Below are 23393 nucleotides of genomic sequence, written 5' to 3' on the forward strand. Positions count from 1 at the left end.
CTCGGTACAGCCGGACGGCACGGGTCCTCAACTCGTCAGGGTACTTCTTCGGTGGTGCCACGGACGACTCCCTTCAGGTCCTATCGGACCATGTTTGGAAAGCCTCCGAGCTATCGGGGGAACCTCAGCTGGAGTGGTGGCGGAGGAATGAGCCGGACTGACGTGACCCCGTTGGGTTTACCCAGATCACCTGGTCCAACTATCGGGGTCCCGTCAGATGCCCCTGAGCACCACGTCGAACACCGGCAGGTCCAGCCGGCCGTCCGCGGGCCGCCCGCCGCGGACCAGCCGACCACCGCGACGAAGGGACGCAAAGGCCTGCTCGAAGCTCCGCGGTGACGCCGCTAGGGCGATCGCCACGTCGGCGCCGCCCAGTGCCTGGATCTCGGCGACCGGGTCGGACGTGGCGGCGTTGACGGTGTGGTCTGCGCCCAGGCGCAGGGCCGGCTCCAGCTTGGTGTCCTCCACGTCCACCGCCACGGTGAACCCCCCGGCGATCCGGGCGTACCGCAGCTCCAGGTGGCCCAGTCCGCCGATGCCGAACACCGCGACTCGCTCGGCGGACCGCACACCGGCCACCTTGACGGCCTTGTACGTGGTGACACCGGGGCGCGTCAGCGGTACCGCGTCCACACTGGACACCCCTTCGGGCACCGGGACGACGTACCGGGCGTCGGCCAGCACGTGCTCCGCGTAGCAGCCGTCGACCGAGCAGCCGGTGTTCTGCTGCTGCTCGCACAGCGTCTCCCACCCCGACACGCAGCAGGAGCACTCCCCCGCAGGCGTGTCCGAGCCACGGGATCGCCACCCGCGTCCCGATGCGCGTGGCGCTGACGCCTTCGCCCACGGCCTCGATCACGCCGACGCCGTCGTGCCCCGGCACGAACGGTGGTGTCGGCTTCACCGACCAGTCGCCGTGCGCGGCGTGGATGTCGGCGTGGCGGATCCCCGATGCCTCCAGCCGCACCCGAACCTGGCCGGCACCCGGTTCCGGCACCGGCACTTCGTGGATCTCCAGCAGTGCGTCCAGCGTCGCGACGACTGCTTCCCCCACGGTGGCTGCTCATCGTGGTGGTGCGTCCGAGTCGGAGTTTTCGCCGACCGCATCGCTAGCGACGCGGTCGGAGGTCCCGTGTCAGCAGGTTCCTTGAGCCCTTCCGCCCGCTCGCCGGGGCGAGAACGCTCGAAGGTGGAGGGGTTCCACTGGTCGACCCGATCCGTGGACGGTGCACCGCGCGGAGGCGACCATGACGAGCACATCGGCTCGATCGACCCGTGGGACGGCGCAGCGGACGGGCTGCTTCGTCGCCGCGCTGGTCGACGTGGTCCTGTTGGTGTTGATCAACGTGTCGCCGGGGTGGCGGGTGGTTCCGTTCTTGACCGAGCAGGCAGGCGATGTAGTTCGAGTGGCCGACATCGGTCTGGCGGTGGGGATCGTGGTCAACCTGGTGTGCCTGGTCGTGCCGCGACGTCAGGTAGCTCTGCTCGGTGACGTGGTGACCACGGCGGTCGCCCTGGCCGTCCTGTGGCGGATGTGGGTGGTGTTCCCGTTCGACTTCGACGACCTCTCGGTCGACTGGGCGACCATCGCGAGGATCGCGTTGCCGATGGTGGGCGTGGTGGTGTTCATCGCGCTCGTGGTCCAGGCAGTGGCATTGGCGCGCGCGCTGGTGCGACCCGAAGCGCGGTGATCCCCGGTCCGCGGCCGGAAGTCCGTGCTCAGGACCTTCACCGGAGTGCGATGGGACCTCGGGCCCTGTCACCGGATGCGCACCGGCCGGAAGATCGAAGTGGGAAATGAGATCCGAGGAGGGGCGACATGGCAACGCTGGTCGAGGACCGGACGAGGAGCTCGATGGTGGTGAGGGCATGACCACCACCGAGGAACGTCTTGACGCCTGGCGCGGATTCCGCGGGGAGGACTGGCGCGGCGGCATCGACGTGCGCGGGTTCATCCAGGCCAACTACACGCCCTACGAGGGCGGCGCGGGTTTCCTGTGCGGGCCGACCGACCGGACCTCGAACCTGTGGAACGGCCTGGAGGGCTTGTTCGCGCTGGAGCGCGAGCGCGGTGTCCTCGACATCGACACGCACACCCCCTCGTCGATCACCGCGCACCGACCCGGTTACCTCGACCGGTCCACCGAGATCATCGTCGGCTTGCAGACCGACGCTCCGCTCAAGCGCGCGATCATGCCCAACGGTGGGCTGCGGATGGTGCAGGCGAGTCTCGACGCCTACGGGTACGAGATGGATCCGCTGGTGCGGGAGGTCTTCACCAAGTACCGCAAGACCCACAACGACGGCGTGTTCGACGCCTACACCGAGGAGATCCTGCGGGCCCGCCGGGCCGGGATCGTCACCGGCCTGCCCGACGCCTACGGGCGCGGCCGGATCATCGGTGACTACCGGCGGGTCGCGCTCTACGGCGTGGACCGGCTCGTGGCCGCCAAGAAGGCCGAACGATCCCTCCTGGACGTGGTCCCCTCCACCGAAGCGGTGATCCGCGACCGGGAGGAACTGGCCGAGCAGGTGCGAGCGCTGGACGAACTCCGGACGATGGCCGCGAGCTACGGGGACGACATCTCCGGGCCCGCGACAACCGCTCGGGAAGCCGTGCAGTGGTTGTACTACGCCTACCTCGCGGCGGTGAAGGAGCAGAACGGTGCCGCGATGTCGCTCGGTCGGACCTCCACGTTCCTCGACGTCTACCTCCAGCGCGACCTCGACGGGGGAACGCTGACCGAGGAGCAGGCCCAGGAACTGGTCGACGACCTGGTGATCAAGCTGCGGATCGTGCGCTTCCTGCGCACCCCTGCCTATGATCAGTTGTTCTCCGGCGACCCGACGTGGGTCACCGAGAGCATCGGTGGCATGGGCGAGGACGGGCGTCCGCTCGTCACCCGCACCAGCTTCCGGTTCCTGCAGACCCTCTACAACCTCGGCCCCGCACCGGAACCGAACCTCACCGTGCTGTGGTCGCCCCGGTTGCCCGAGGGCTTCAAGCGGTTCTGCGCCGGGGTGTCGGTGGACACCAGCTCGATCCAGTACGAGAACGACGAGCTGATCCGGCCGAGGTTCAGCGACGACACCGCGATCGCCTGCTGCGTGTCAGCCATGAAGGTCGGCGAGCAGATGCAGTTCTTCGGCGCGCGGGTCAACCTCGCGAAAGCACTGCTGTACGCGATCAACGGTGGACGCGACGAGGTCAGCGGTGACCAGGTCGCTCCCCCGTTCCCCGCGATCACCGGCGAGTACCTGGACTACGAGGTGGTCCGTGCGGCGCTCGACCAGACGACGGACTGGTTGGCCAAGACCTACGTCGACGCGTTGAACATCATCCACTCCATGCACGACAAGTACGCCTACGAGCGCATCGAGATGGCGCTGCACGACCACCCGGTGCAGCGGCTGCTCGGGTGCGGCATCGCGGGCCTGTCGGTCGTCGCGGACAGCCTGTCGGCGATCAAGCACGCGCGGGTGCGGGTGGTCCGCGACGAGTCCGGCATGGCCGTCGACTACGCCGTGGAGGGCGAGTTCCCGCGCTACGGCAACAACGACGACCGCGCCGACGCCATCGCGGTCGACTTGGTCGAGGACTTCATGGCCAAGGTGCGGCGCTACCCTGCCTACCGCGACGCGGTGCACACCCAGTCGGTGCTGACCATCACCTCCAACGTCGTCTACGGCAAGCACACCGGCAACACCCCCGACGGACGACGAGCTGGTGAACCGTTCGCGCCCGGCGCCAATCCGATGAACGGCCAGGACCGGCACGGGCTGGTCTCCGCCGCGCTGTCGGTGGCGAAGCTGCCCTACGACCAGGCGCTGGACGGGATCTCGCTGACCGCGAGCATCACGCCCCCCGGTCTGGGCCGCACCCCGGAGGAGCGGGTGACCAACCTGGTCGGTGTGCTGGACGCCTACGTCGACGCGGGCGGCTTCCACCTCAACGCCAACGTGCTCAACCGGGAGGTCCTGCTCGACGCGATGGAGCACCCGGAGAACCACCCGCAGCTGACCATCCGCGTCTCCGGGTACGCGGTGAACTTCGTGCGGCTGACCCGCGAGCAGCAGCGGGACGTGATCAGTCGAACCTTCCACGGGTCGCTGTGAGCACCGGGGCGGTCCACTCGTGGGACATCGCGACCGCGGTGGACGGTCCCGGCACCCGCTTCGTCGTCTTCACCGCGGGATGCCCGTTGCGCTGCCGGTACTGCCAGAACCCGGAGACCTGGCACGAGCGCGACGGGCAGCGCGTGTCCGTGGACGAGCTGATGGCCGAGATCGTGAAGTACCGGCGGTTCATCGAGGTCGCGGGCGGCGGTGTCACCGTCAGCGGTGGGGAACCGCTGCTGCAGCACACCTTCGTGGCCGAGCTGCTGCACCGGTGCAGGGAACTCGGTCTGCACACCGCGCTGGACACCTCGGGATTCCTCGGCCACCACGCGACGGACGCTCTGCTGGCCGACACCGACCTGGTGCTGCTGGACATCAAGTCCTGGGATCCGGCCACCTACCTGCGGGTGACCGGCGAGGAGGTGGCACCGACGCTCGAGTTCGCCCGTCGGCTCTCGGCCATGGGCAAGCCGATGTGGATCCGGTTCGTCCTGGTGCCCGGACTGACCGACGACCGGGACAACGTGGAGGGGATCGCGGAGTTCGTCGCGACGCTGGAGTCGGTCGAGCACGTGGACGTGCTGCCGTTCCACAAGCTCGGCGCGCCCAAGTACGCGCGGCTGGGCATCCCGTTCCCGCTCGCGGACACCCCGACGCCCGACGCGGCACTGGTCGGGAGAGTTCGCGGGCAGTTCATCCGCCACGGTCTGCGCGCTTGATCCGACGGGCTCCGGAGCCGCCGTCAGCCTTGTGGCTCCGGAGCCGTGGACAGTTCGAACCCGGTCACCATCTCCGGCACGATCCGGATGACGTGGTCCATCGACCCGCGCACCCAGGGCCGCAGGACCTCCTCGAACCCGGCCGCGTCGTCGAGGTCGAAGACGCGCTTCGCCACGCCGACCACGATCACGCTCCACCCCAGGCGCGACACGGGATCGATCGCATCGGCTTCGTAGGCGACCACCATGCCCACGGCGGAGAGCACGGCGGCACCGAGGTGCGTGCGGATGATGATGGTGCCCCGGTCGACGACGTGGTTGACCGGACGGATCGCGGGCAGCGCGTCGCGCGAGAACACGACACGGCCGAAGGGCACGCCGGCCAGCAGGTCCAGGGACTTCGCCTCCGACAACCGCACCAGTCCCCTGGGCTCGTCCTGCGTGGCGCCGCTCATCGCGCGCCGCCGAGGTGAAGGTCCCGCGGTGACCGTCGCACCAGCGGCAGGGTCCTGGAGGAGGGTATCCGGGTCACCGGGAGCTCGCTCCGCCCACACGCGTGGCAGCTCGGCATCTCGACCGCAGATCGCACCGCGGTTCCGTGGCGCGTTTCTCGCTGGCGCAACTCGACTCCTGTGGCACTGTCGACACCGCGCACGAGGCGGACGGGCCATCGCCGCCACCGGATGCACCGCGCGTGCTGGCGTTCATTGTCGACAGCGGTGATTCGGGTTCAGCAGGGCACAAAGTCCCTGATGATCAAGCGCCAGGACCCTGGCGGGACGATTCGACGAGCACGTCAGGACCCGCGGTGGCGGGCGCTGATGAGCCGTTGCAGCGCGACGGCCCGGTTTGCGGTGCGCGCGTCCGACTCGGCCAGTTCGACAGCCGTCACCACGTGGGCGTCAGGTCCGGGGTAGACGAGCGTCTCGTGCCCGGTGTCGAGCCATCGCACGAGGTAGGGCGGCCCGCCGTCAGCACGGCGGACGCCGACGATCCGTCCCCTGCGCGCTGGTCTGTCTACGCTGGACTGCTCGACGAGCAACCAGTCACCGGTCTGGGCCCGCATGGTGTTCTCCTCCGTTCACCGGACGTCCCACGCCGTCGGCTGTTGTTTCGGACAAGGTCTTCCGGGAGCGCGACTGAGCGCGCACGACCGGGTGTTCGGTGCCGTCGCGCTCACTCGATCTCGGCGGACCAGTCGTTGGCAGGCGCGGCGACGGTTCCTACGGCGGCCACCAGCGGTGCGACCACCGCGGCGAGCACACCCGCGTCCATGGACACCTCGACGACCGGGTGGCCGCTGCGATCCCTGACGACGATGTGGTGGGCGTGGTGCGCCGCGGCGTCGACAGCGGGTTGTTCGAGGGTCGGCACGACGGTCTCCCGGTGGGATGTTTCCGCGGATCGACTCGGCAGGGTTCAGTACCTGGGCCTCAGACCCGATTCGGCCTTGACGACCGTGTCGTCCCAGCCATAGGTGAGGTCGGACTCCACGTCGACCACTCCCGGCATCGCCTGGATCAGGCGGACGGCCAACTCGGTGTCGCCACGTCGTTCCAGCCGCCCTCGCACGGACACGACGCCGCCCTTGGCGTGGACCTCGAAGGTGGCGGGGTCGGCGAGCAGCACGCGGTGGAACACCTGCTGGAGCACGTCGGCGCGCAGTTGCTCGTCGTCGCGGAGGAACAGCCGCAGCAGGTCGCGCCGGGAGACGACCCCCACCAGTGTCCCCTCCGGGTCGACCACGAACAGTCTGCGCACACCGGACCTCGCCAACTGGCGCGCTGCGGCGCTCACCGGCGCCTCCGGGGTGATGGTGATGACAGGAGCGGTCATGATCTCACCCGCGGAAACGGCTCCGGACTTGCGCCACCTGTCCTTGCGGGCGCGGGCGGCGAACAGCGCGGGCGACGGTGCGGTGCCGCCGAGGAACTCCTCCTTGGCCAGCAGGTCGGCCTCCGACACGACGCCGATGGCCCGCTTGCGCTCGTCCACCACGGGAAGCGCGCTGAAACCACCGCTGTCGAGCAGCTCCACCAGTTCCTTGAACGGGGTGGCCGTCCCGACGGTGACCACCTCGCGGGTCATCACCTGATCAACGCTGGGCTCTCGCATCTCGACCTCCAACTCCGGGGACTTCTCCTTCCAGCTTCGACTCCGCCGGTCACGGATCGCAGTGGCCAAAGTCCGCCGAACCGGGGCGAAGGTCCCGGCTTCCCCTGGCGGCGGGTTCGGCGTCGGCTCCGTGCGGCGCTGTGGTGCCCGCGGCCGGACTCCGCGGACCTGACCGGGACGGCTGGGGCTCGGCCGCACGCTCGGCCGCGGCCGAGCCCCAGCCGCCCAAGGCCACTCCGACGTCCGCGGCGGCCAGCGCGGGAGCGTCGTCGATGCCGTCGCCGACCATCGCGGTCACCCCTGCCGCTTTCTCCGCCCTCACCCTCGCGACCTTGTCCGCCGGGTCGCACGCGGCGTCCACCTCGTCGAAACCGAGCCCGTCCGCGGTCCTCAGCGCGACCGCCCAGCGGTCACCGATGAGCAGCACGAGCCTGGTCAACCCGGCCGAGCGCAGCCTGCCCGTGGTCTGGGCCGCGTCGGACCGGACGGGGTCGCGCACGAGGAGAACGCCGACGGGGTCGCCGTCGGCGGAGATCCACACGGTGCCCGCGCCATCCTGACGGGCGCTGGTCTCGGCTTCCCGGATCCAGTCCGCTCGGCCCCGCTGCGCGGGATCGAGCCCACCCACGGCGATCCGGTGCCCGTTCACGGTGCCCGCGGTCGCCTGTCCGGACCGCTCGACCACGTCGGTGGCGGGAGCCGGTCCACGGCCTGCCGTCTCGGCTGCGACGACCACGCACGCCGCGAACACGGGGGAGGACACCTGCTCCACCGCGGCGGCGGGGTCGAGCACGTGGTCGCGGGACCGGCCCGGAGCGGTCAGCACCCCGGTCACGGCGGGTCGTCCGAGCGTGATCGTCCTGGTCGTGTCCAGCACGCCGGTCCGGAGGTCGCCGAGCACCTCCAGCGAACGCCCGTCACGCACGACCACACCGACCCGCGAGGCCCTGGACATGCCCGCGGTGATGGCGACCGGCACCGCGAGCGGCAGCGGGCACGGCGTCGCGGTCACCAGGACGGCGACCGCGCGGGTGAGGTCGTGGGCGAGGAACGCCGCGAGGCCGGCCACGGCGAGCGCCACCGGCAGGAACACGGTCGCGACCCGGTCGGCGAGGCGGATCGCGGACGCGGTGGTAGCCGCGGCGTCCCGTGCCAGGTCAAGCGCACCGGCGTAGGTGCTGTCGCGTTCGGTGGCGACCGCACGCAGGTCGACCGACGCTCCCGCGTCGACCACGCCGCTGCGCACCCGGTCGCCCGCCGGGCGCGGCTTGGCCGGTCGACGCGGATTCGTCGGGGGTGGCCGGTCCGAGCGGCGTGGGGCCCACCGGGGTCACCTCGCCCTGGCCGAGCACCAGGTGCTGCCCCGGTCGCACGTCCCGCACGGGGAGCAGCCGCAGTCCGGTGTCGGTGCGCAGCCGGACGGCGCGCGGTCCAGCAGTGCGCTCAGGTCGCGGCCTGCTCGGCGCTGGGCGTAGGCGTCGAGCGCGCGTCCGCCGCCGAACATGACCGCGACGACGGCACCCGCGAAGCCCACCAGGACGGTGCCCACGAGGGCGAGCACGTCGGCTCCGAACCGGCCGGAACGCAGGTCGGCGGCGACCCGCACGACCGCGGGCACCGCGGCGACGACCGCCGCCGCGGTCCACGCCCACTCGGCTCCCGGAACCCCGGCCACCCACAGCCCGACACGGCGGCGAGGAGCAGGCTGACCGCGCTGAACAGCAGGACCTCGCCCGCGAACTTCCGGCTCGCGCGGCTGCGGGTTCGCTCGAACGCGGTCACCCGACCGCTGCCCTGGTGGCGCGGCGGTTCGCCCTGATCGACTTGTGCAGGGTGTCCGCCGCGAGGACAGCGGGTACCGCGCAGGCCGCCAGGACCCAGCCCAGCGCCGAGGGGAAGGTGCCGCCCAGCAGGTCTGCGACCGGTGGCACGCCGAGGAACGCGAGCAGCAGCACCAGTTCCACCAGGATCGCCCAGCCGAGCAGCCGGTTGCCGCGCAGGCCGACGCCTGCCACCGTGCGCGAACCGCTGCGACAGGCGAACGCGTTGGCCAACTGGCCGAGCACGACCGCGGCGAACGCGGTGCCCGACGCGACCGTCAGCAGTTCGGCGTCCGGTGTGCGGCCCAGTGCCCAACCGCCCGCCAGGAGCACGCCGAGGAAGGCGCCCATCTCGACGACGGCCTCGCTGGGGCCCAGGACGCCGAACACCCGGACGAGCACCGTGCGGTCGATGAGCGCGCCCGTGGGTGCCTTGCCGTGCATGGTCTTGGGGTTGGGTGGTTCCGCGCCCAGTGCGAGCGCGGGCAGCAGATCGGTGCCGATGTCGAGCGCCAGCACCTGGAGCACGGTCAGCGCGAGCGGGATGGAACCGCCGGACAGAGCCCAGACCACGAACGGCGTCAGTTCCGCGACGTTGTCGGTCAGGTGGTAGGTCAGGAACCGGCGGATGTTGGCGAAGGTGGCGCGGCCGAGTTCGACGGCGGCGACGATGGTGGCGAAGTGGTCGTCCAGCAGGACAAGGTCGGCTGCTTCCCTGGCCACGTCGGTGCCGGACGCGCCCATCGCCACGCCGATGTCCGCGGCGCGCAGGGCGGGCCCGTCGTTGACGCCGTCGCCGGTCATGGCGACCACGTGTCCCCTGGCCTGCAACGCCTTCGCGATCCGCAGCTTGTCCTCGGGGGTGACCCGCGCGACGACCGCGCCGTCGCGGTCGAGCAGCTCTCCCAACTCGGCCTCGTCCTGCGGCAGACCCGCTCCTTCCAGCACGAGCTCGTCCGGTCCGAGAAGCCCCACCTGGCGGGCGATCGACCGCGCGGTGGCGGGGTGGTCGCCGGTCACCATGAGCAGCCGGATCCCGGCGGTGCGGCAGGACTCGATGGCGGAGGTGACGTCGTCGCGCGGCGGGTCTTGCAAGCCGACCAGGCCTACGAGTTCCAGGTCGCGTTCGGCGGCCTCCCACCCCGTGTCGTCACCGGCTCGCCGTTCCCGGCGCCGGGCCACGGCCAGCACCCGCAGGCCGCTGTCGGCCAGGGTCGTGATCGCCTCCGCGGCACCGGTGGTGGACGCGCAGAGCGGCAGGACGGAGTCGGGCGCGCCGGACACGTGCACGCCGTCCGCATCGACCACAGAAGAGCGCCTGCGCCGCGGGTCGAAGGGGTGCTTGACCTCGGCGGTGGTCGGGACTTCCGCACCGGATCGAGCGGCCAGCACGTGCAGGGCGACCTCCATCGGGTCGCCCACCGGGAGCCACTTCCCGTCGCGGTGTTCCACGTGCGCGACCGGTGAACACCGGGCCGCGCTGACGGCCAGTTCGCGCACCCGTACCCGGACCGCCTCCGATCCAACGACCTCGCCGGCCGGGTCGTAACCCACGCCCTCGACCTTCGCTTCGCCGATCGGGGTCCAGACCGTCACGACCGACATCTCGTTGCGGGTCAGGGTTCCGGTCTTGTCGGTGCAGATGAAGGTGGTGGCGCCCAACGTCTCCACGGCGTCGAGCCTGCGCACGAGCGCGTTGCGCCCAGCCATGCGCTGCGCGGCACGGGCGAGCGACAAGGTGACGGTGGGCAGCAGGCCCTCGGGCACCAGAGCGACGGTCACGCCGACGGCGAAGAGGAACGCTTCGATCGGCGGCAGGCCGAGCAGTACTGCGATGCCGAGGAACGTGGTACCGACCGCGATGGCGGTGAACCCGACCACGCGCACGACCTTGTTGAGCCGCAGTGTGAGCGGACTCGGCGGCCGGGTCGCGCGGCCGGTGAGGGCGGCGATGGCCGCCAACCGGGTCCTCGCACCGGTGGCCGTGACGACGGCGGTCGCCTCGCCTTCCACGAGGTGGGTGCCCGCGAGCACCGCGCTCCCCCGCTGGGTGCGCACGGGCTTGCTCTCACCGGTCAGCATGGACTCGTCCACGGCCAGACCGGCGAGGTCGACGACCTCGGCGTCCGCGCTCACCCGGTCGCCCGCCGCCAGCAGCACCACGTCGCCCACCACCAGGTCGGTGGCGTCCACGAGGACGGGTCGGCCGTCGCGCAGTACCTTGGTCTTGACCGGCAGCAGGTCGCGCAGCTTCTGCGCGGCCCGGTCGGCCCGGTACTCCTGGGCGAAGGCGAACGCGCCGTTGAGCAGCACGACCACGGCGATGGCCACCGACAGCGACGGCATACCGGCGATGTGGGCGAGCACGGCCGCGACCCAGAGCATGACGGCGAAGATGTGCACGAGTTGCTTGGCCAACAGCACCAGCGGATGCGCGCGCTTGCCAGTGGGCAACGTGTTGGGGCCGTCGCGGCGCAGCCTGATCGCCGCTTCGGCCCCGCTCAGCCCCTCCCTGCCGGTGGTCGAGGTGGACAGCACGGTGTTCGCCTTCCTCTTGGGTCAGTTGACGTGCTGGCGCGCCGAGTGCGTCGCCGCGAGCTTCGCTCCCCAACTCCGGGCGCGGTCGATCTCGCCGTCCTTGAGCGGGCCTGGTGTGCCGTGGACGTAGAAGCTCTCGGACCGCAGGAGCGGCGGGAAGCCGAGCCTGCGCAACCGACCGAGCGCCCGGCGGGCCGCGGAACCGGGCATCATGGCGAGCTTGACCCGCGTGTCGAACGCGGAGACCACCGCGGTGCCGGGCGTCAGCTCGTCCAGCCACTCGCGCAAGCCGATCCCGGTGGAGACGATCTCCCCGACCGCCTGGTCGGCCGCCGACTTCCTGGTGGTGGGCCTGCTCAGCCCGAACGCGTGGGTGGGAGCGCCGACGACCAGCAGGTCGACGTCGTCGGGCAGCGGGACCGGAGCCTCCCCCACCTCCACCAGGTCGACGGTTCCCGCGTCGGCGAGGCCTTCCGCCACCGCTTTCGCGACCTCCCTCGTGTTGCCGAACATCGATTCGTAGACGACCAGCACTCGTGTCATGGCTCTCCCCTTCCTGCTGGACAACGGTTCGACGTCAGTGCCGCTGCTCGTCGCGGACGATCACGACGGGGCAGGGCGCGTGGTGCAGCAGCGCTTGGCCGGTGGAGCCGAGCAGCAGACCGGCGAAGCCGTCCCGGCCGCGGGATCCGACCACGACCAGGCGAGCGGTGTCGGAGTAGTCGACCAGGCGCCGGGCCACGTGCCCTTCGGCGACGACCCGTTCCACGTGCACGTCGGGGTGCTTCTCCTGCCACCCCGCGAGCCGCTCCGACAGCAACCGGTGGTGCTCGGCCTCCCTCTCCACCCGGTCGCGTTCGTCGAGGGCGATCGCGTCGATCCAGGTGGGCAGGCGGTGCCACACGTGCACCGCGACCAGGTCGGTCCCCTCCAGGTCGGCCTGCTCGAACGCGCGGCCGATCGCCTGTTCGGACGCGGGCGACCCGTCGACCCCCACGACGACCGGCCCACGGCCCGTGACGGAGCCGCGGACCACGACGACCGGGCTGTGGGCGTGCGCGCTCAGCGCCATCGCGGTCGAGCCCGCCATCAGCCCGGTGAAGCCCCCGTATCCGCGGGAGCCGACCACGACCTCGTAGGCGGAGGCGGACAACCCGATGAGTGCGGTCACCGGCTCACCGGCTTCCAGGCGCACTTCGGGTTCGAGGCCGGGTGCGGCCTCGCGGGCGACGTCGGCGGCTTCGTGCAGCCACCGCCAGGCCACCCGGTGCAAGTCGTCGCGCAGCCGGTCGGTGAGTTCGAGGTTGTCGAACGGCAGCGGGAGCTGCGCGTGCACCACCAGGAGCCTCCGGTGTCGCCGCTGGGCTTCCCGTGCTGCCCAGGCGACCGCGTCCAGCGCGGACCGGGACCCGTCGACACCCACCACCACGGCGGCGCCCTGTTCGTTGTGGACTGTCATGTCCGCTCATTCCCTCCTGGTCGTTCTAGCCTCGGGACAGGACGACCTTGAGGGCGCCCGTTTCCTGGGGTCGGGCGAACACGTCGTAGGCGGCCTCCATCTCGTCGAGGCCGAACCGGTGCGTGAGGAACCTGGTCGCGTCGAGCTGGCCGGTGGCGAGCATCCGCAGCAAGGCTGGGGTGGACCGCGTGTCGACCAGACCGGTGGTGATGGTGACGTTGCGGATCCACAGGTCTTCCAGGTGCAGCGTGGCGGGCTTGCCGTGCACACCGATGTTGGCCACTCGACCGCCCGGACGGACCAGCCTGGTGCAGAGCTCGAAGCTCTCGGGCACGCCGACCGCTTCGACGACCACGTCGGCGCCCAAGCCTTCGGTCAGCTCCGCGACGACCGCCTCGGGATCGTCGGTCAGGGTCACGGTGACGTCGGCGCCGAACTGCTTGGCCGCGTGGAGCCTGGCTTCCGAGAGGTCTACCGCCACTACGTGGCGGGGACTGAACAGGTGCGCGGTCATGATCGCGGCGAGACCGATCGGGCCCGCACCGACGACGACCACGGTGTCACCGGGGGCGACCTGGCCGTTGAGCACACCGACCTCGTAGGACGTGGGCAGGATGTCCGCCAGCATCAGCGCGGCCTCGTCACCGACCCCGGAGGGCAGCAGGTGGGTCGAGGTGTCGGCGAACGGGACCCGCACGTACTCGGCCTGGGTGCCGTCGATGCGGTGGCCGAGGATCCAGCCCCCGCCGCCGAGGCACTGGCCGAACATGCCGATCCGGCAGTACCGGCACCGGCCGCACGCGCTGATGCACGAGACCAGCACCCGGTCGCCGGGCTTGATCCCGCGCACCGCGGCGCCGACCTGCTCCACGGTGCCGACCGCCTCGTGCCCGAGGATCCGGCCGGGCTCGACCGCGGGCACGTCGCCCTTGATGATGTGCAGGTCGGTGCCGCAAATGGTCACCGCGTCGACCCGCACGACCGCGTCGGACACGTCCTGGACCTCCGGACGGGGCACGTCGTCCCACGAGCGCTTGCCGGGTCCGTGGTACACCAAGGCCTTCATGACTTCTCCTGTTCCCGGCGGGCTCGCCGCCGTCCGAGTGATCGGCAACTGCGGTGCGGTGTCACGGCCGCGGGGAGCCTGCGCGGCCGTCGTCGTCGGCCATGGCCGCGGTGAAGAGCCCGGTGTGGCGCAGCGTCGCGAATCCCCACAGCCCGACGATGTTCAGCACGAACACGAAGAGCAGCAAGGAGTGGGCGGTGATCAGCGTGGCCACGCCGAGCAGGGTCGCGGTCGTGCCGAGGACGGCACCCACTCGCATGGCCAGGTCGTCGGTGGCGCGGTGCCGGCCACCGACCGCCGCGGCGCTGACGCCGAGGGCGAAGCACACGGCCGCGACCACGCGCACGTCCCCGAGGAACGGCTGAGACGTCAGCTCGAGGTGCTCGGTGTACAAGGCGACGGCCGCGATGACCAGGACCGTCGCCCAGGTGTCCTTCACGTTCGGTCTCATGTGGACCTCCAGTCCCGGCCGGGCTTCGCCTTCAACGGTGTCGCGTCGCGGTGGGGTGGCACAGGGCCTTTGGTCCGCTCGACACCGGGCCGGTCAGCTCACACGGGGGGCGTTCACGCCGGCGGGCAGCACGACTACCGGCACGGTCGACCGCCGCGCGCACGCCGTGCTCACCGAACCGAGGACGGCCTTGCGCAGGCGTTCACCGCGATGGCTCGCGACGACCAGCAGAGCGGCGTCCTCCGAATGGCGGATCAGCACCTCCGCCGGGCCTCCTTCGGCGCTGACCTGCTCGATCGGCGGGGTCTCGCTCCGCCCGCCCACCACGGCGGCCACGGCCTTCGCCAGCTCGACCGCCGCCCAGTGCTCGGCTTCTCGCAGCGCGGCGAGAGCGGTGAGCCCCAGCGGCTCGAAGACCCACGCGCGGACGGCGCGCACGCCGCAGCCCCGCAGCAGTGCCTCGTCGAGCGCCCGGTCCAGTGCGCGCTGGGCCGCCTCCGACCCGTCGACACCCACCACGATCGGCTTCGGACCGCTCATCACGCCACTCCCTTCGGCTTCGCCCCGCCCCAACGGTCGTCGCATCGGCGAGGTGCGACGAGAGCCGGAAGTCACCGCCGACGGGGACCATTCGTCACTGCCGGATCCGGAGCGCCCGGACGACAGTGGGAGTCGCGATCGGGTGCACCGTTCCAGTCCGATGTGGAGGAGTGCCGTGGAGAACTCGCCCAAGACCATCGTGGTCGGCGTTGACGGATCACCCGCGAGCGCCGCCGCACTGCGGTGGGCGCTGGAGGAAGCGGTGCGCGGGGGAGCGGAGGTGGAGGCGATCACGACGCGCGAACGCGAACCGGCGTTCGCGCCCGCCACGTCGACGGGCTTCTTCCCGCACGGCGAGAAGCCGCACCGGCATCTGGTGCGCGAACTGCACGAGATGGTGCGGGACGTCTCCTCGCGGCTGGAGAACCCGCCGGAGGTGACCGAGGCGGTCCTGCTCGGTGATCCGGCGGTGGAGTTGGCGCGCATGTCGCACCACGCGGACCTGCTCGTGCTGGGCGCCCACGGTCACGGCAGGGCGGCCGGGATGCTGCTCGGCAGCGTCGTCTCCGAGTGCCTGCGCCACGCCGCCTGCCCCGTTGTGGTCATCCCGCCGGGTGCGGCTCGCTGATCCCGGAGACGGTGAGCGAAGCCCACACGTGCGCAGGCAGCGGGCCGCGGCCCACCGTCGCCGTCAACCCCAGTTCCCGAGCCTTGAGCCGGACCGCCTGAAGGGCGGCACCCGCGAGCAGCACATCACGCCTGCTGTCCCCCTCGGTCGACACGTGCAGCGTGACCGAGCCGCCGGTGTCGACCGGCCGCACCCGCGTTCCCTCCCAGTGGTTCGCCGCCACGAGAACAGGCAGCACGGCCGGGTCGGACGTCCCCCGCTCCTCCACCGCCTGTCGGCCAACAGCTGCCAGCACCGCGAGGAGGTCCGGCTTCGCCGCGTCCCTCGGCAGCGACACCTCGACCCGCCAACCGGCCGCACGGAGAGCCGCGTGGAGGTTGTGCAGGACACCGCCGCAGGTCAGCAAGCGGCCGATGCCGAGCCGGTCCCGGAACGAGTGGCGCGGCAGCTCGTAGAGGGCCACAGCGCGCCCGTGCGGTTCGAGCACCCACGGGTGCCCGCCGCCGTAGACCGGTGCGCTGCGCGCTGCGCGGACCAGCAGGTCCACCTCGCTGGAGCTCCACTCCGGTGTTTCGGTCCGCGTCCCGCGCACGTCGGCCACCTCCCCCCACCACGGTGCCGAGGAGCGCGGCGCGCCGACAGTGCGCCGAGTCCCCTCACGGGCGGCGATGGCCCCGTCCGGACGGGGCCCTTCGCCCCTCGCCCGGCCCCCTCGCCGGACTAGAGCATCGAGGGACCACAGACGAGGAGTTGACCACCATGAAGACCGCACAACGGATCATCGTCGGCATCGACGGCTCGCCCGCGAGCACCGCCGCCCTCGCCTGGGCGGTCCGCCAGGCCAAGTCCACCGGGCATTCGGTGCTGGCGGTGTCGGTGTGCAGGCTCGACGCCAAACCCCCGTCCAGCACACCGCTGCCGGTCACCCGGCCCGTGGGGAGCGACCCGTTCCGCGAGCAGCACGCGCGTGCCCTGCGGACAGCGGTCGAGCGGGTGGGCCAGGACGCCGACGGGGTGCTGGTCGACCAGCTCGTGCCGACCGGCGACCCCGGCAAGGTCCTGGTGGAACTGGCCGCCGAGGCCGACGCGCTCGTGCTCGGCGGCCACGGCTACCGCAAGTCGGGGCTGACCGTGATCGGGTCGGTGGCCGCGTACTGCCTGCGGCACGCGACCTGCCCGGTGACCGTGGTCCCGCCGGCCGCCGTCGATGCGGGCGGTCTGGTCACACCTGGGGCGGCGCAGGAGTTCCGCTGACCGTCGGGCCTCGGCGGGCAGAGTCCTTGGACCCTGTTCGCGCACGGTCGACACCGGCACCGTCACCACCGACGGCGTAATGTGCACTGGGGCTCAAACGCGTGACGGCAGGCCGGGGCCTGCGCTCTCTGGAGGTGGTGGGGGTGCCCACGAAGATCTTCCTGGTGGACGACCACGAGATCGTCCGTCGCGGTGTCGCGGAACTGCTCGGTGAGGAGGAAGACCTCCAGGTGATCGGTGAGGCGTCGTCGGTGACCGAGGCGCTCACCCGCGTCCCCGCCAGCGGCGCCGACGTGGCCGTGCTCGACATCCGGCTGCCCGACGGCAACGGCATCGAACTGTGCCGCGACCTGCGCTCCCGACTGCCCGACCTCAACGTGCTGATGCTGACCTCGTTCGCCGACGACGAGGCCCTGTTCGACGCGATCATGGCCGGGGCATCGGGTTTCGTGCTCAAGCAGATCCTCGGGGGCGACCTGGTCAACGCCGTGCGCACGGTGGCGAGCGGCCAGTCGCTGCTCGACGCGAAGTCGACGTCCGCGCTGCTCAACAGGATCCGCCGGGAACGCGAGACCGGCGACCCGCTGCGGACGCTGACCGACCAGGAGCGCACGGTGCTCGACCTCATCGGCGAGGGCCTGACCAACCGGCAGATCGCCGACCGCATGTTCCTGGCCGAGAAGACCATCAAGAACTACGTGTCGCACCTGCTGGCCAAGCTCGGGATGCAGCGCCGCACCCAGGCCGCCGTCTTCTCCAGCCAACTGCGCAAACCCGGCCAGATGTCCCCCGAGGAGTGAGATCAGCCCAGGGGCACCCGCCAGGTCACACGGGTGCCCCTGCCCGACTCGGAGGCCACCGACAAGGTGCCGTCGAACTGTTGAGCTCGGCTTTCGAGGTTGCGCAGGCCGCTGCGCGCGACGTCCTCCGGCATCCCGACCCCGTCGTCGACCACGGAGATGACCAAGTCCGCTCCGGCCTCGACCGTCACGGTGAGGGACGTGGCGTTCGCGTGCCGGACCGCGTTGGTCACCGCTTCGCGGATGACCGCCTCGACGTGCTCGGCCAGCTCGTCGGACACGGAGTTGTCGACCGTCCCGGACATCCGCACGGCCGGTGACAGGTCGGTGTGCTCGGTCAGCTCGGCGATCAGGTCCAGCAGCCGTCTGCGCAGGCCCACGCCCTCGTCGCCCGCGCTCTGGAGGTCGAAGATCGACGTGCGGATCTCCCGCACGGTCTGGTCGAGCTGCTCCACGGCGGTGGTCACCCGGCCGTGGACCTCCTTGTCGGTGATCCGGCGCAGGCTGCCCTGCAGGCTCATGCCCGTGACGAACAGCCGCTGGATCACGTGGTCGTGCAGATCGCGGGCGATGCGGTCGCGGTCCTCCAGCACGTCCAGCAGCCGCAGCGACCGCTGCTTCTCCGCCAGCTGCAACGCCAGCGCCGCCTGGTCGGCGAAGGAGGCGAGCACGGGCATCTGGTCGGCCACGAACGGTGGCTCGCCCTTGCTGCGCACGGCGACCAGCACACCCGTCACGACCGAGCCCGCGCGCATCGGCACCGCGATGCCGGGACCGAACTCGGTGGAGGCGTTGACGAACTCCTCCAGGGTTTCGACGACCTTGGGCACACCCGTCCGCAGGACCTCCTCGATGGTTGACTCGTGGTCGGGTGCGGTTGACCCGACGACTTCCTCCGCTTGCGGACCCGCACCAGCGGTGATGAACAGCCTGCTTTCCTCCGACAGCACGATCATCGAGGAGTGCGCGCCCGTGAGCTCCACCGTGCGCAGCGCGATCAGCTGGAGGGCGTCCTGGGCGGAGGCGCCGCCGAGCAGCTCGGAGTTGATCTCCGCGGTGGCCTCCAACCAGCGTTCCCGCAACCGGGACCGCTCGAACAGGCGCGCGTTCTCGATCGCCACCCCCGCCGCGGCCGCCAACGCCTGCAACACCACCTCGTCATCCGGGGTGAACTCCGACATCCCCTTCTTCTCGGTCATGTACAGGTTGCCGAAGATCTCGTCCCGCAACCGGATCGGCACACCCAGGAAGCTGTGCATCGGCGGGTGGTTGGGCGGGAAGCCCACCGACGCGTCGTGCTTGCTCAGGTCCAACAACCGGATCGCCCGAGGATCCTTGATCAGCAGACCCAGCAGACCCTTGCCCTCCGGCAGGTGCCCCATGTGCGACCGCGTCTCCGCGTCGATGCCCTCGTACACGAACGCCGACAGGTCGTCCCTGGTGCCCAACACCCCCAACGCCCCGTACCGCGCCCCCACCAGGTCCACCGCGACCTGCACGATCCGCTGCAACGTCGAGTCCAGCTCCAACCCCGACCCGACCGCCAGAACCGCGTCCAACAGGCTCTGCATCTGGTCCCGCGACGCCGCGATCTCCGTGAGCCGCTCCTGGACCTCGCCCAGCAGCTCATCCAGGCGCAGGCCGGCCAAGCTCACCTTCGCTCCACCACCGCTCGGATCAGGCCCGTAAACCATCTGTCTACCTCTTCCCCGACACACGTGGACGCGAACGTGCCGATCCACCCAGCCTGTCACGGTGGTTGTCGGGAGACCAGGTCACCAATCGCTCCACGATCGTTTCACGGAGGACGGCCCTGTCGGCAGAGGACCTTCGACGGTGTGCGCGTCCCCCATGACGAACGACAGTGGATCGTGACAGGTCAGCCGCCCCCTGTGCGACGAGGTGAGAAGTCATGAGTCCGGTAGTGCCGGCTTTGGGTCTGGCGGAGGGCGACGTCCGCGGCGTGCTCGAGGTCGCCGCACTGGCCCCGTCCATCCACAACAGCCAACCGTGGCGGTTCGCGCTGCACGCCGACCGGATCGAGTTGCACTGCGACCCGACCAAGCAGCTGCACGCGACCGATCCGGAATCCCGCGAACTGCGCCTGTCGTGCGGCGCCGCCCTGCTGAACATGCGACTCGCCCTGCAAGGACTGGGCATCCGGCCGCTGGTCACCCTGCTGCCCGGCCGGGAGGCCGAAGGAGCACTGGCCGTCGTCCGGCGCGGCGGGCGGTTCACCCCGACGGAGCAGAGCCGTTCGCTGCTCAAGGCGGTGCGGTCGCGCAGGACCAACCGCCACCCGTTCGTCGACAGCGAGGTCCCCGCCACGCACCGGCAGCACCTGGTCCGCGCCGCCGAGCAGGAACGGGCCTGGCTGCACGTGATGGCCACGCGCGAGGAGAAGGTGCGGTTGCGGGAGCTGATCGGACGGGCGCACCAGGAGCAGCTCGCCGATCCCCGCGTGCAGGCCGAACTGGTCGGCTGGACCGGGAACCGGGCCGACCCCGGCCACGGCGTGCCACCCGGCTCGGCCGGACCAACGCCCGCGCCCCAGGACGAGTGGGCACTGCGCGACTTCTCCCCCGGCACGGTGATCGACCGACCTTCCGGGAAGGACTACGAGCCGGACCCCTTCGTGGTGGTGCTCTGCTCCTTCTACGACGGGACGGCCGCCGAACTCCAAGCAGGCCAGGCCTTGCAGCGCGTGCTGCTGACCGCGACCGCGCTGGGGTTGTCGGCGTCCTTCCTGTCGCAGGTGGTCGAGGTGCGCCGGGTCCGGGAGGACCTGCGCCGCTCGCTCGGCGGTTCTCTCTTCCCGCAGACCGTGCTGCGCCTGGGTTTCGGGTCGCCCGTGCCAGCGACACCGCGCAGGCCGGTCGAGGAACTGGTCCTCGAACCCTGCACCACCGAATCGGGGTCCTGACCCCCGGTCCCGACCCGCAGGGCCTTTCGTCCCGCCGGAGGAGGTCAGGTGAGCTCTGCCGTCGCACAGGTCACCGCGCGACCGTTGAGGTGCCGGGCCCGTGCGAACACTGGAGCGCTCATGCACGACGAACCGAGTCCAGCAGACCGTGTCGAGGAACCCGGACGGTTCCCTCCGCCGGTGGTCGTGGGCAACGACGGGTCGCACTGGGGGCGAACAGCCCTGTGGTGGGCCGCCGAGCACGCGTGGCACACGGGCGCGGAGCTGGACGTCTGGCTGTGGGACCCGGCTTCCGAGGTTCCCGGCACGGTGCCCGCCAACAGCGGGCTGAACCACGTGACCAGCGACTTCCCCCTGCTGCGGGTGAGGGTGCACGAGTCGGGCCGCGACCCCGTGCGGGCCCTGGGAGCGGCGGGACGTGCCGCGGGCTTGATCGTGGTCGGCTACCAGGGGCACTCGACGAACCCGCTCCGCCTCGGCGGACTCGTGCTGCCCCTCGTCTGCCGGTCGACGTGCGACACCGTCGTCGTCCGCGGCAGGCCGACGGCGGTGCGCGGCGACAACCGGCGGATCACCGCGTTGATCAGCGGTGGCCAGGACGACGACCTGGTGATCACGCGAGCCGCGGCCATGGCGCTCGACCGCCGCGCCGCGCTGCGCGTGGTGCACGCGCTCCCCCTGCCGACGACCGGGGACGCTCTCGCCACCGATCACCAGTTCGTGCTCGACCACGCTGCCCGGCTGCTGGAGAAGCTCGACCAGCACCCGCCGCACACCGTCGTCCTGCTCCACGGCCAACCTCACGAGGCCGTCGCCCGCCACACCGACAGCGACCTGCTCGTGGTCGGCCCAGGAGACCAGCCCACCCGGACCGGCCGCTGCGGCTCGGTCACCAGATCGGCCCTGCACCAAGCTGCCTGTCCCGTCCTGGTCGTCCGGCATCCCCACGTGCTCGAACCACCCCGCCAAGTCGTCGGGCACCTCGCCCGCGCCTTGCACTGACCGTCCTCTGTCGACGGTGGATGCGGGACCTCAGCCCCGCTGAAGAGGACCTTCGACTCTCCGATGTCCAGGGCGGGCAGGGGAATCTGGGAGTGGGAACCGCGGATCACGTCGATCCGCCCAGTTGCCCGGACCGCAGAGCAGGAGGTGTTCGCGATGCCGCAGGACGCACCGGACCGCAGGACCATCGAGGCCGTGATCGCACTCGCGACCCGCGCGCCGTCGATCCACAACACCCAGCCGTGGCGGTGGGCGATCGGTGACAGCTCGGTGCACCTGTTCGCCGACCCCGAGCGCGCCCTGCCCACGACCGACCCGGACGGACGCGACCTGCTGATCAGCTGCGGCGCGGCGCTGCACCACCTGCGGGTCGGCTTCGCCGCACTCGGCTGGGCCACGGTCGTGCACCGCCTGCCCAACCCCGCCGAACCCGACCACCTGGCCGCGGTCACGTTCATCGCCCGGCAGGCGACCGCCGACGACATCGCGCTGGCCGCCGCCATCCCGCACCGCCGCACCGACCGCAGGCGCTTCAGCTCCTGGCCCGTGCCCGCCGCGATGGTGGACGTGCTGGCCGAGCGCGCGTCGTGCGAAGGCGTCGTCGCCGTGGCCGCCGAGGACCCGCGCGACCGGTTCCGGCTGACGGCGGCCATCACGATGGCCGCCTGGCAGCAGGGCATGGACGCCGCCTACTCCGCTGAACTCGCCGCGTGGGCAGGCCGGGGCTACGCCGCCGTGGACGGCGTGCCCGCGGCCAACACCCCGTCGACTCCGGTCCGGCACGGTGACGTGACGATGCGGACCTTCCCCGATGGCGCGCTCGACGCACCGCCGGCGGCGTCCGAGGAGGACTCGGGCGAACTGCTGGTGCTCGCCACGACCGCGGACGACCGGGTCTCCCGGCTGCGCGCCGGGGAGGCCCTGAGCGCCGTCCTGCTGGCCGCCACCGACTTCCGGCTCGCCACCTGCCCGCTCAGCCAGCCGATCGACTTCGGCCCGACCAGGGACGCGCTGCGCGAGGACGTGCTCGACGGCATCGCCTTCCCCCAGATCGTGCTCCGCGTCGGCTGGGTCCCGGTCGGCGGCGAACCGCTCCCCGCCACGCCCCGCCGTCCCACCGCCGAAGTGCTCGGCGGCTACCCGTCGGTGAAAGCCCCCCATCTCGGAGGTACCCGATGATCCGCCACCCCGGCCACGACGACGATCCGGTCGTCGTCGTGGCGACAGCCCGGCGCGACGCCGTCCGGTGGGCGGCGGGCTACGCCCACCGGCGCGGATCACCGCTGTTCGTCCTGCACCTCTCGCCGCTCGCGGCCGATCTGCTGGACGAACTGCGCGGGCGTCACCCCGGCCTGCGCGTCGACCACCGGTTCGTGGCCGACGCGCTCGGCGACGCGCTGGTCACCGAGTCCGAGCACGCCCACGCGATCGTGGTCGACGACTCCGGCGAGGAGAACTTCGACGGGGAGTCGGTGGTGACCGCGCTGAGCGCCATCGCCGGATGCCCCGTGGTCAGCGTTCCCCCCGGCGCCCGGTGGCAGGAACAGCCCGCGCCGGTGGTCGTCGGCGTCCACCACCGGGAGCGGACGCCGCAGAAGCTCGAGTTCGCCTTCGCCGAGGCCCAGCGGCTGGGCACGGGCGTCCGCCTGGTGCGCTGCACCTCACCGCGGCGGCCCGCGGACCTGGACGAACTGCTCGCCGAACTGGCCGCTCGCCACCCGGACGTGCCGGTGCACTCCGAGGTGCTCGCCGCGAGCGCGCCACGTGCGCTGGCGTGGCACGCCCACTTCGGCGCGATGGTCGTCGTCGGCTCGCGGCGCGGAGGAATCGTCCGCGGCGCGTTGTTCCGCTCGATCAAGCGCGCGGTCCTGCGCCACGGCGGCAGCCCCGTCGTGGTGATCGGCAGACAGGCCCGCCGGTCCGCGGCGGTGTCCGAACTCGGCAGTGCGAGGAGCTGAA

Annotated in this window: 25 protein-coding genes and 1 pseudogene; 10 read left to right on the forward strand and 16 right to left on the reverse strand. The window is 71.5% G+C overall.

The genetic code is table 11. The features are described 5' to 3' along the window. Window positions 1–213 precede the first annotated feature (213 nt). Both AC156L_RS22445 and AC156L_RS22450 read right to left on the reverse strand, forming a co-directional pair. Window positions 214–759, reverse strand: a complete 546-nt coding sequence (locus AC156L_RS22445) for a zinc-binding dehydrogenase (protein WP_330880132.1) — start codon at window positions 757–759, stop codon at window positions 214–216. A 76-nt stretch (window positions 760–835) separates the two neighbouring features. Beyond that, a pseudogene (locus tag AC156L_RS22450) lies at window positions 836–1054 on the reverse strand (alcohol dehydrogenase catalytic domain-containing protein); the annotation flags it as partial. Window positions 1055–1247: 193 nt separating this feature from the next. Between AC156L_RS22450 and AC156L_RS22455 the strand changes: the two are divergent. The 3 genes from AC156L_RS22455 to pflA all read left to right on the forward strand — a co-directional run bounded on the left by AC156L_RS22455 (window position 1248) and on the right by pflA (window position 4838). Beyond that, complete coding sequence (locus AC156L_RS22455) at window positions 1248–1691, forward strand: hypothetical protein (RefSeq protein ID WP_330880134.1); 444 nt, start codon at window positions 1248–1250, stop codon at window positions 1689–1691. 178 nt (window positions 1692–1869) lie between these two features. Further along, window positions 1870–4116, forward strand: coding sequence for a formate C-acetyltransferase (pflB, locus tag AC156L_RS22460; protein ID WP_330880136.1), 2247 nt, complete (start codon window positions 1870–1872; stop codon window positions 4114–4116). Continuing rightward, window positions 4113–4838, forward strand: a complete 726-nt coding sequence (gene pflA, locus AC156L_RS22465; protein WP_330880138.1) for a pyruvate formate-lyase-activating protein — start codon at window positions 4113–4115, stop codon at window positions 4836–4838. The genes pflB and pflA overlap by 4 nt, the downstream gene beginning before the upstream one ends. 23 nt (window positions 4839–4861) lie before the next feature. On the opposite strand, the gene AC156L_RS22470 is transcribed toward pflA, so the two are convergent. From AC156L_RS22470 to AC156L_RS22525, 12 genes are all read right to left on the reverse strand, one after another. Further along, complete coding sequence (locus tag AC156L_RS22470; protein WP_330880140.1) at window positions 4862–5293, reverse strand: pyridoxamine 5'-phosphate oxidase family protein; 432 nt, start codon at window positions 5291–5293, stop codon at window positions 4862–4864. Window positions 5294–5634: 341 nt separating this feature from the next. Further along, window positions 5635–5904: a DUF1918 domain-containing protein gene (locus tag AC156L_RS22475; RefSeq protein WP_330880142.1), complete on the reverse strand. Its 270-nt coding sequence runs from the start codon at window positions 5902–5904 to the stop codon at window positions 5635–5637. Window positions 5905–6014: 110 nt separating this feature from the next. Beyond that, window positions 6015–6212: a DUF4342 domain-containing protein gene (locus AC156L_RS22480; RefSeq protein WP_330880144.1), complete on the reverse strand. Its 198-nt coding sequence runs from the start codon at window positions 6210–6212 to the stop codon at window positions 6015–6017. 45 nt (window positions 6213–6257) lie between these two features. Next, the gene (locus tag AC156L_RS22485; RefSeq protein ID WP_330880146.1) at window positions 6258–6953 is read right to left on the reverse strand and encodes a CBS domain-containing protein; all 696 of its coding nucleotides are present in this window, start codon (window positions 6951–6953) and stop codon (window positions 6258–6260) included. 49 nt (window positions 6954–7002) lie between these two features. After that, window positions 7003–8199 carry an HAD-IC family P-type ATPase gene (locus AC156L_RS22490; protein ID WP_330880148.1) on the reverse strand — a complete coding sequence of 399 codons (1197 nt, stop codon included), beginning with the start codon at window positions 8197–8199 and terminating at the stop codon, window positions 7003–7005. 84 nt (window positions 8200–8283) lie between these two features. Continuing rightward, window positions 8284–8628: a hypothetical protein gene (locus AC156L_RS22495; protein WP_330880150.1), complete on the reverse strand. Its 345-nt coding sequence runs from the start codon at window positions 8626–8628 to the stop codon at window positions 8284–8286. 103 nt (window positions 8629–8731) lie between these two features. Then, complete coding sequence (locus AC156L_RS22500; RefSeq protein ID WP_330880152.1) at window positions 8732–11311, reverse strand: cation-translocating P-type ATPase; 2580 nt, start codon at window positions 11309–11311, stop codon at window positions 8732–8734. Between the two features lie 21 nt (window positions 11312–11332). After that, window positions 11333–11854, reverse strand: a complete 522-nt coding sequence (locus AC156L_RS22505; protein WP_330880154.1) for a flavodoxin family protein — start codon at window positions 11852–11854, stop codon at window positions 11333–11335. 34 nt (window positions 11855–11888) lie between these two features. Then, window positions 11889–12770 (reverse strand): universal stress protein, encoded by an 882-nt coding sequence (locus AC156L_RS22510; RefSeq protein ID WP_330880156.1) that lies wholly within the window; start codon window positions 12768–12770, stop codon window positions 11889–11891. 25 nt (window positions 12771–12795) lie between these two features. Beyond that, window positions 12796–13836 (reverse strand): zinc-dependent alcohol dehydrogenase family protein, encoded by a 1041-nt coding sequence (locus tag AC156L_RS22515; RefSeq protein WP_330880158.1) that lies wholly within the window; start codon window positions 13834–13836, stop codon window positions 12796–12798. Window positions 13837–13897: 61 nt separating this feature from the next. Next, window positions 13898–14287 carry a hypothetical protein gene (locus tag AC156L_RS22520; protein WP_330880160.1) on the reverse strand — a complete coding sequence of 130 codons (390 nt, stop codon included), beginning with the start codon at window positions 14285–14287 and terminating at the stop codon, window positions 13898–13900. Window positions 14288–14380: 93 nt separating this feature from the next. Continuing rightward, complete coding sequence (locus tag AC156L_RS22525; protein ID WP_330880162.1) at window positions 14381–14827, reverse strand: universal stress protein; 447 nt, start codon at window positions 14825–14827, stop codon at window positions 14381–14383. 175 nt (window positions 14828–15002) lie between these two features. Here AC156L_RS22525 and AC156L_RS22530 point away from each other — a divergent pair, with 175 nt between their 5' ends. Beyond that, the gene (locus AC156L_RS22530; protein WP_330880164.1) at window positions 15003–15455 is read left to right on the forward strand and encodes a universal stress protein; all 453 of its coding nucleotides are present in this window, start codon (window positions 15003–15005) and stop codon (window positions 15453–15455) included. Here the strand turns inward: AC156L_RS22530 and AC156L_RS22535 are convergent. Further along, window positions 15430–16047: a hypothetical protein gene (locus AC156L_RS22535; RefSeq protein ID WP_330880166.1), complete on the reverse strand. Its 618-nt coding sequence runs from the start codon at window positions 16045–16047 to the stop codon at window positions 15430–15432. The genes AC156L_RS22530 and AC156L_RS22535 overlap by 26 nt on opposite strands. Before the next feature lie 167 nt (window positions 16048–16214). Here AC156L_RS22535 and AC156L_RS22540 point away from each other — a divergent pair, with 167 nt between their 5' ends. Further along, window positions 16215–16709 (forward strand): universal stress protein, encoded by a 495-nt coding sequence (locus AC156L_RS22540; protein WP_330880168.1) that lies wholly within the window; start codon window positions 16215–16217, stop codon window positions 16707–16709. Window positions 16710–16852: 143 nt separating this feature from the next. Next, a complete protein-coding gene (locus AC156L_RS22545) occupies window positions 16853–17509 on the forward strand; it encodes a response regulator transcription factor (protein ID WP_330880170.1) in 657 nt (218 codons plus the stop codon). A gap of 2 nt (window positions 17510–17511) precedes the next feature. On the opposite strand, the gene AC156L_RS22550 is transcribed toward AC156L_RS22545, so the two are convergent. Further along, window positions 17512–19203, reverse strand: coding sequence for a sensor histidine kinase (locus tag AC156L_RS22550; protein WP_330880172.1), 1692 nt, complete (start codon window positions 19201–19203; stop codon window positions 17512–17514). A 218-nt stretch (window positions 19204–19421) separates the two neighbouring features. On the opposite strand from AC156L_RS22550, the gene AC156L_RS22555 reads away from it, so the two are divergent. From AC156L_RS22555 to AC156L_RS22570, 4 genes are all read left to right on the forward strand, one after another. Continuing rightward, window positions 19422–20432, forward strand: coding sequence for an Acg family FMN-binding oxidoreductase (locus AC156L_RS22555; protein ID WP_330880174.1), 1011 nt, complete (start codon window positions 19422–19424; stop codon window positions 20430–20432). A gap of 180 nt (window positions 20433–20612) precedes the next feature. Then, window positions 20613–21434: a universal stress protein gene (locus AC156L_RS22560; RefSeq protein ID WP_330880176.1), complete on the forward strand. Its 822-nt coding sequence runs from the start codon at window positions 20613–20615 to the stop codon at window positions 21432–21434. Window positions 21435–21590: 156 nt separating this feature from the next. Beyond that, window positions 21591–22613 (forward strand): Acg family FMN-binding oxidoreductase, encoded by a 1023-nt coding sequence (locus AC156L_RS22565; protein WP_330880178.1) that lies wholly within the window; start codon window positions 21591–21593, stop codon window positions 22611–22613. Further along, on the forward strand, window positions 22610–23392 hold the full coding sequence (locus tag AC156L_RS22570) for a universal stress protein (protein ID WP_330880180.1): 783 nt from the start codon (window positions 22610–22612) through the stop codon (window positions 23390–23392). The genes AC156L_RS22565 and AC156L_RS22570 overlap by 4 nt, the downstream gene beginning before the upstream one ends. Window position 23393: the final 1 nt, after the last annotated feature.

This window comes from Umezawaea sp. (genome assembly GCF_057122925.1).

Coding starts and splice junctions, on each gene's coding strand:
- AC156L_RS22455 (WP_330880134.1), top strand. CDS start 1,248: ATGACGAGCACATCGGCTCGATCGACCCGTGGGACGGCGCAGCGGACG.
- pflB (WP_330880136.1), top strand. CDS start 1,870: ATGACCACCACCGAGGAACGTCTTGACGCCTGGCGCGGATTCCGCGGG.
- AC156L_RS22470 (WP_330880140.1), bottom strand. CDS start 5,293: ATGAGCGGCGCCACGCAGGACGAGCCCAGGGGACTGGTGCGGTTGTCG.
- AC156L_RS22475 (WP_330880142.1), bottom strand. CDS start 5,904: ATGCGGGCCCAGACCGGTGACTGGTTGCTCGTCGAGCAGTCCAGCGTA.
- AC156L_RS22485 (WP_330880146.1), bottom strand. CDS start 6,953: ATGCGAGAGCCCAGCGTTGATCAGGTGATGACCCGCGAGGTGGTCACC.
- AC156L_RS22505 (WP_330880154.1), bottom strand. CDS start 11,854: ATGACACGAGTGCTGGTCGTCTACGAATCGATGTTCGGCAACACGAGG.
- AC156L_RS22510 (WP_330880156.1), bottom strand. CDS start 12,770: ATGACAGTCCACAACGAACAGGGCGCCGCCGTGGTGGTGGGTGTCGAC.
- AC156L_RS22515 (WP_330880158.1), bottom strand. CDS start 13,836: ATGAAGGCCTTGGTGTACCACGGACCCGGCAAGCGCTCGTGGGACGAC.
- AC156L_RS22520 (WP_330880160.1), bottom strand. CDS start 14,287: ATGAGACCGAACGTGAAGGACACCTGGGCGACGGTCCTGGTCATCGCG.
- AC156L_RS22525 (WP_330880162.1), bottom strand. CDS start 14,827: ATGAGCGGTCCGAAGCCGATCGTGGTGGGTGTCGACGGGTCGGAGGCG.
- AC156L_RS22540 (WP_330880168.1), top strand. CDS start 16,215: ATGAAGACCGCACAACGGATCATCGTCGGCATCGACGGCTCGCCCGCG.
- AC156L_RS22550 (WP_330880172.1), bottom strand. CDS start 19,203: ATGGTTTACGGGCCTGATCCGAGCGGTGGTGGAGCGAAGGTGAGCTTG.
- AC156L_RS22555 (WP_330880174.1), top strand. CDS start 19,422: ATGAGTCCGGTAGTGCCGGCTTTGGGTCTGGCGGAGGGCGACGTCCGC.
- AC156L_RS22565 (WP_330880178.1), top strand. CDS start 21,591: ATGCCGCAGGACGCACCGGACCGCAGGACCATCGAGGCCGTGATCGCA.
- AC156L_RS22570 (WP_330880180.1), top strand. CDS start 22,610: ATGATCCGCCACCCCGGCCACGACGACGATCCGGTCGTCGTCGTGGCG.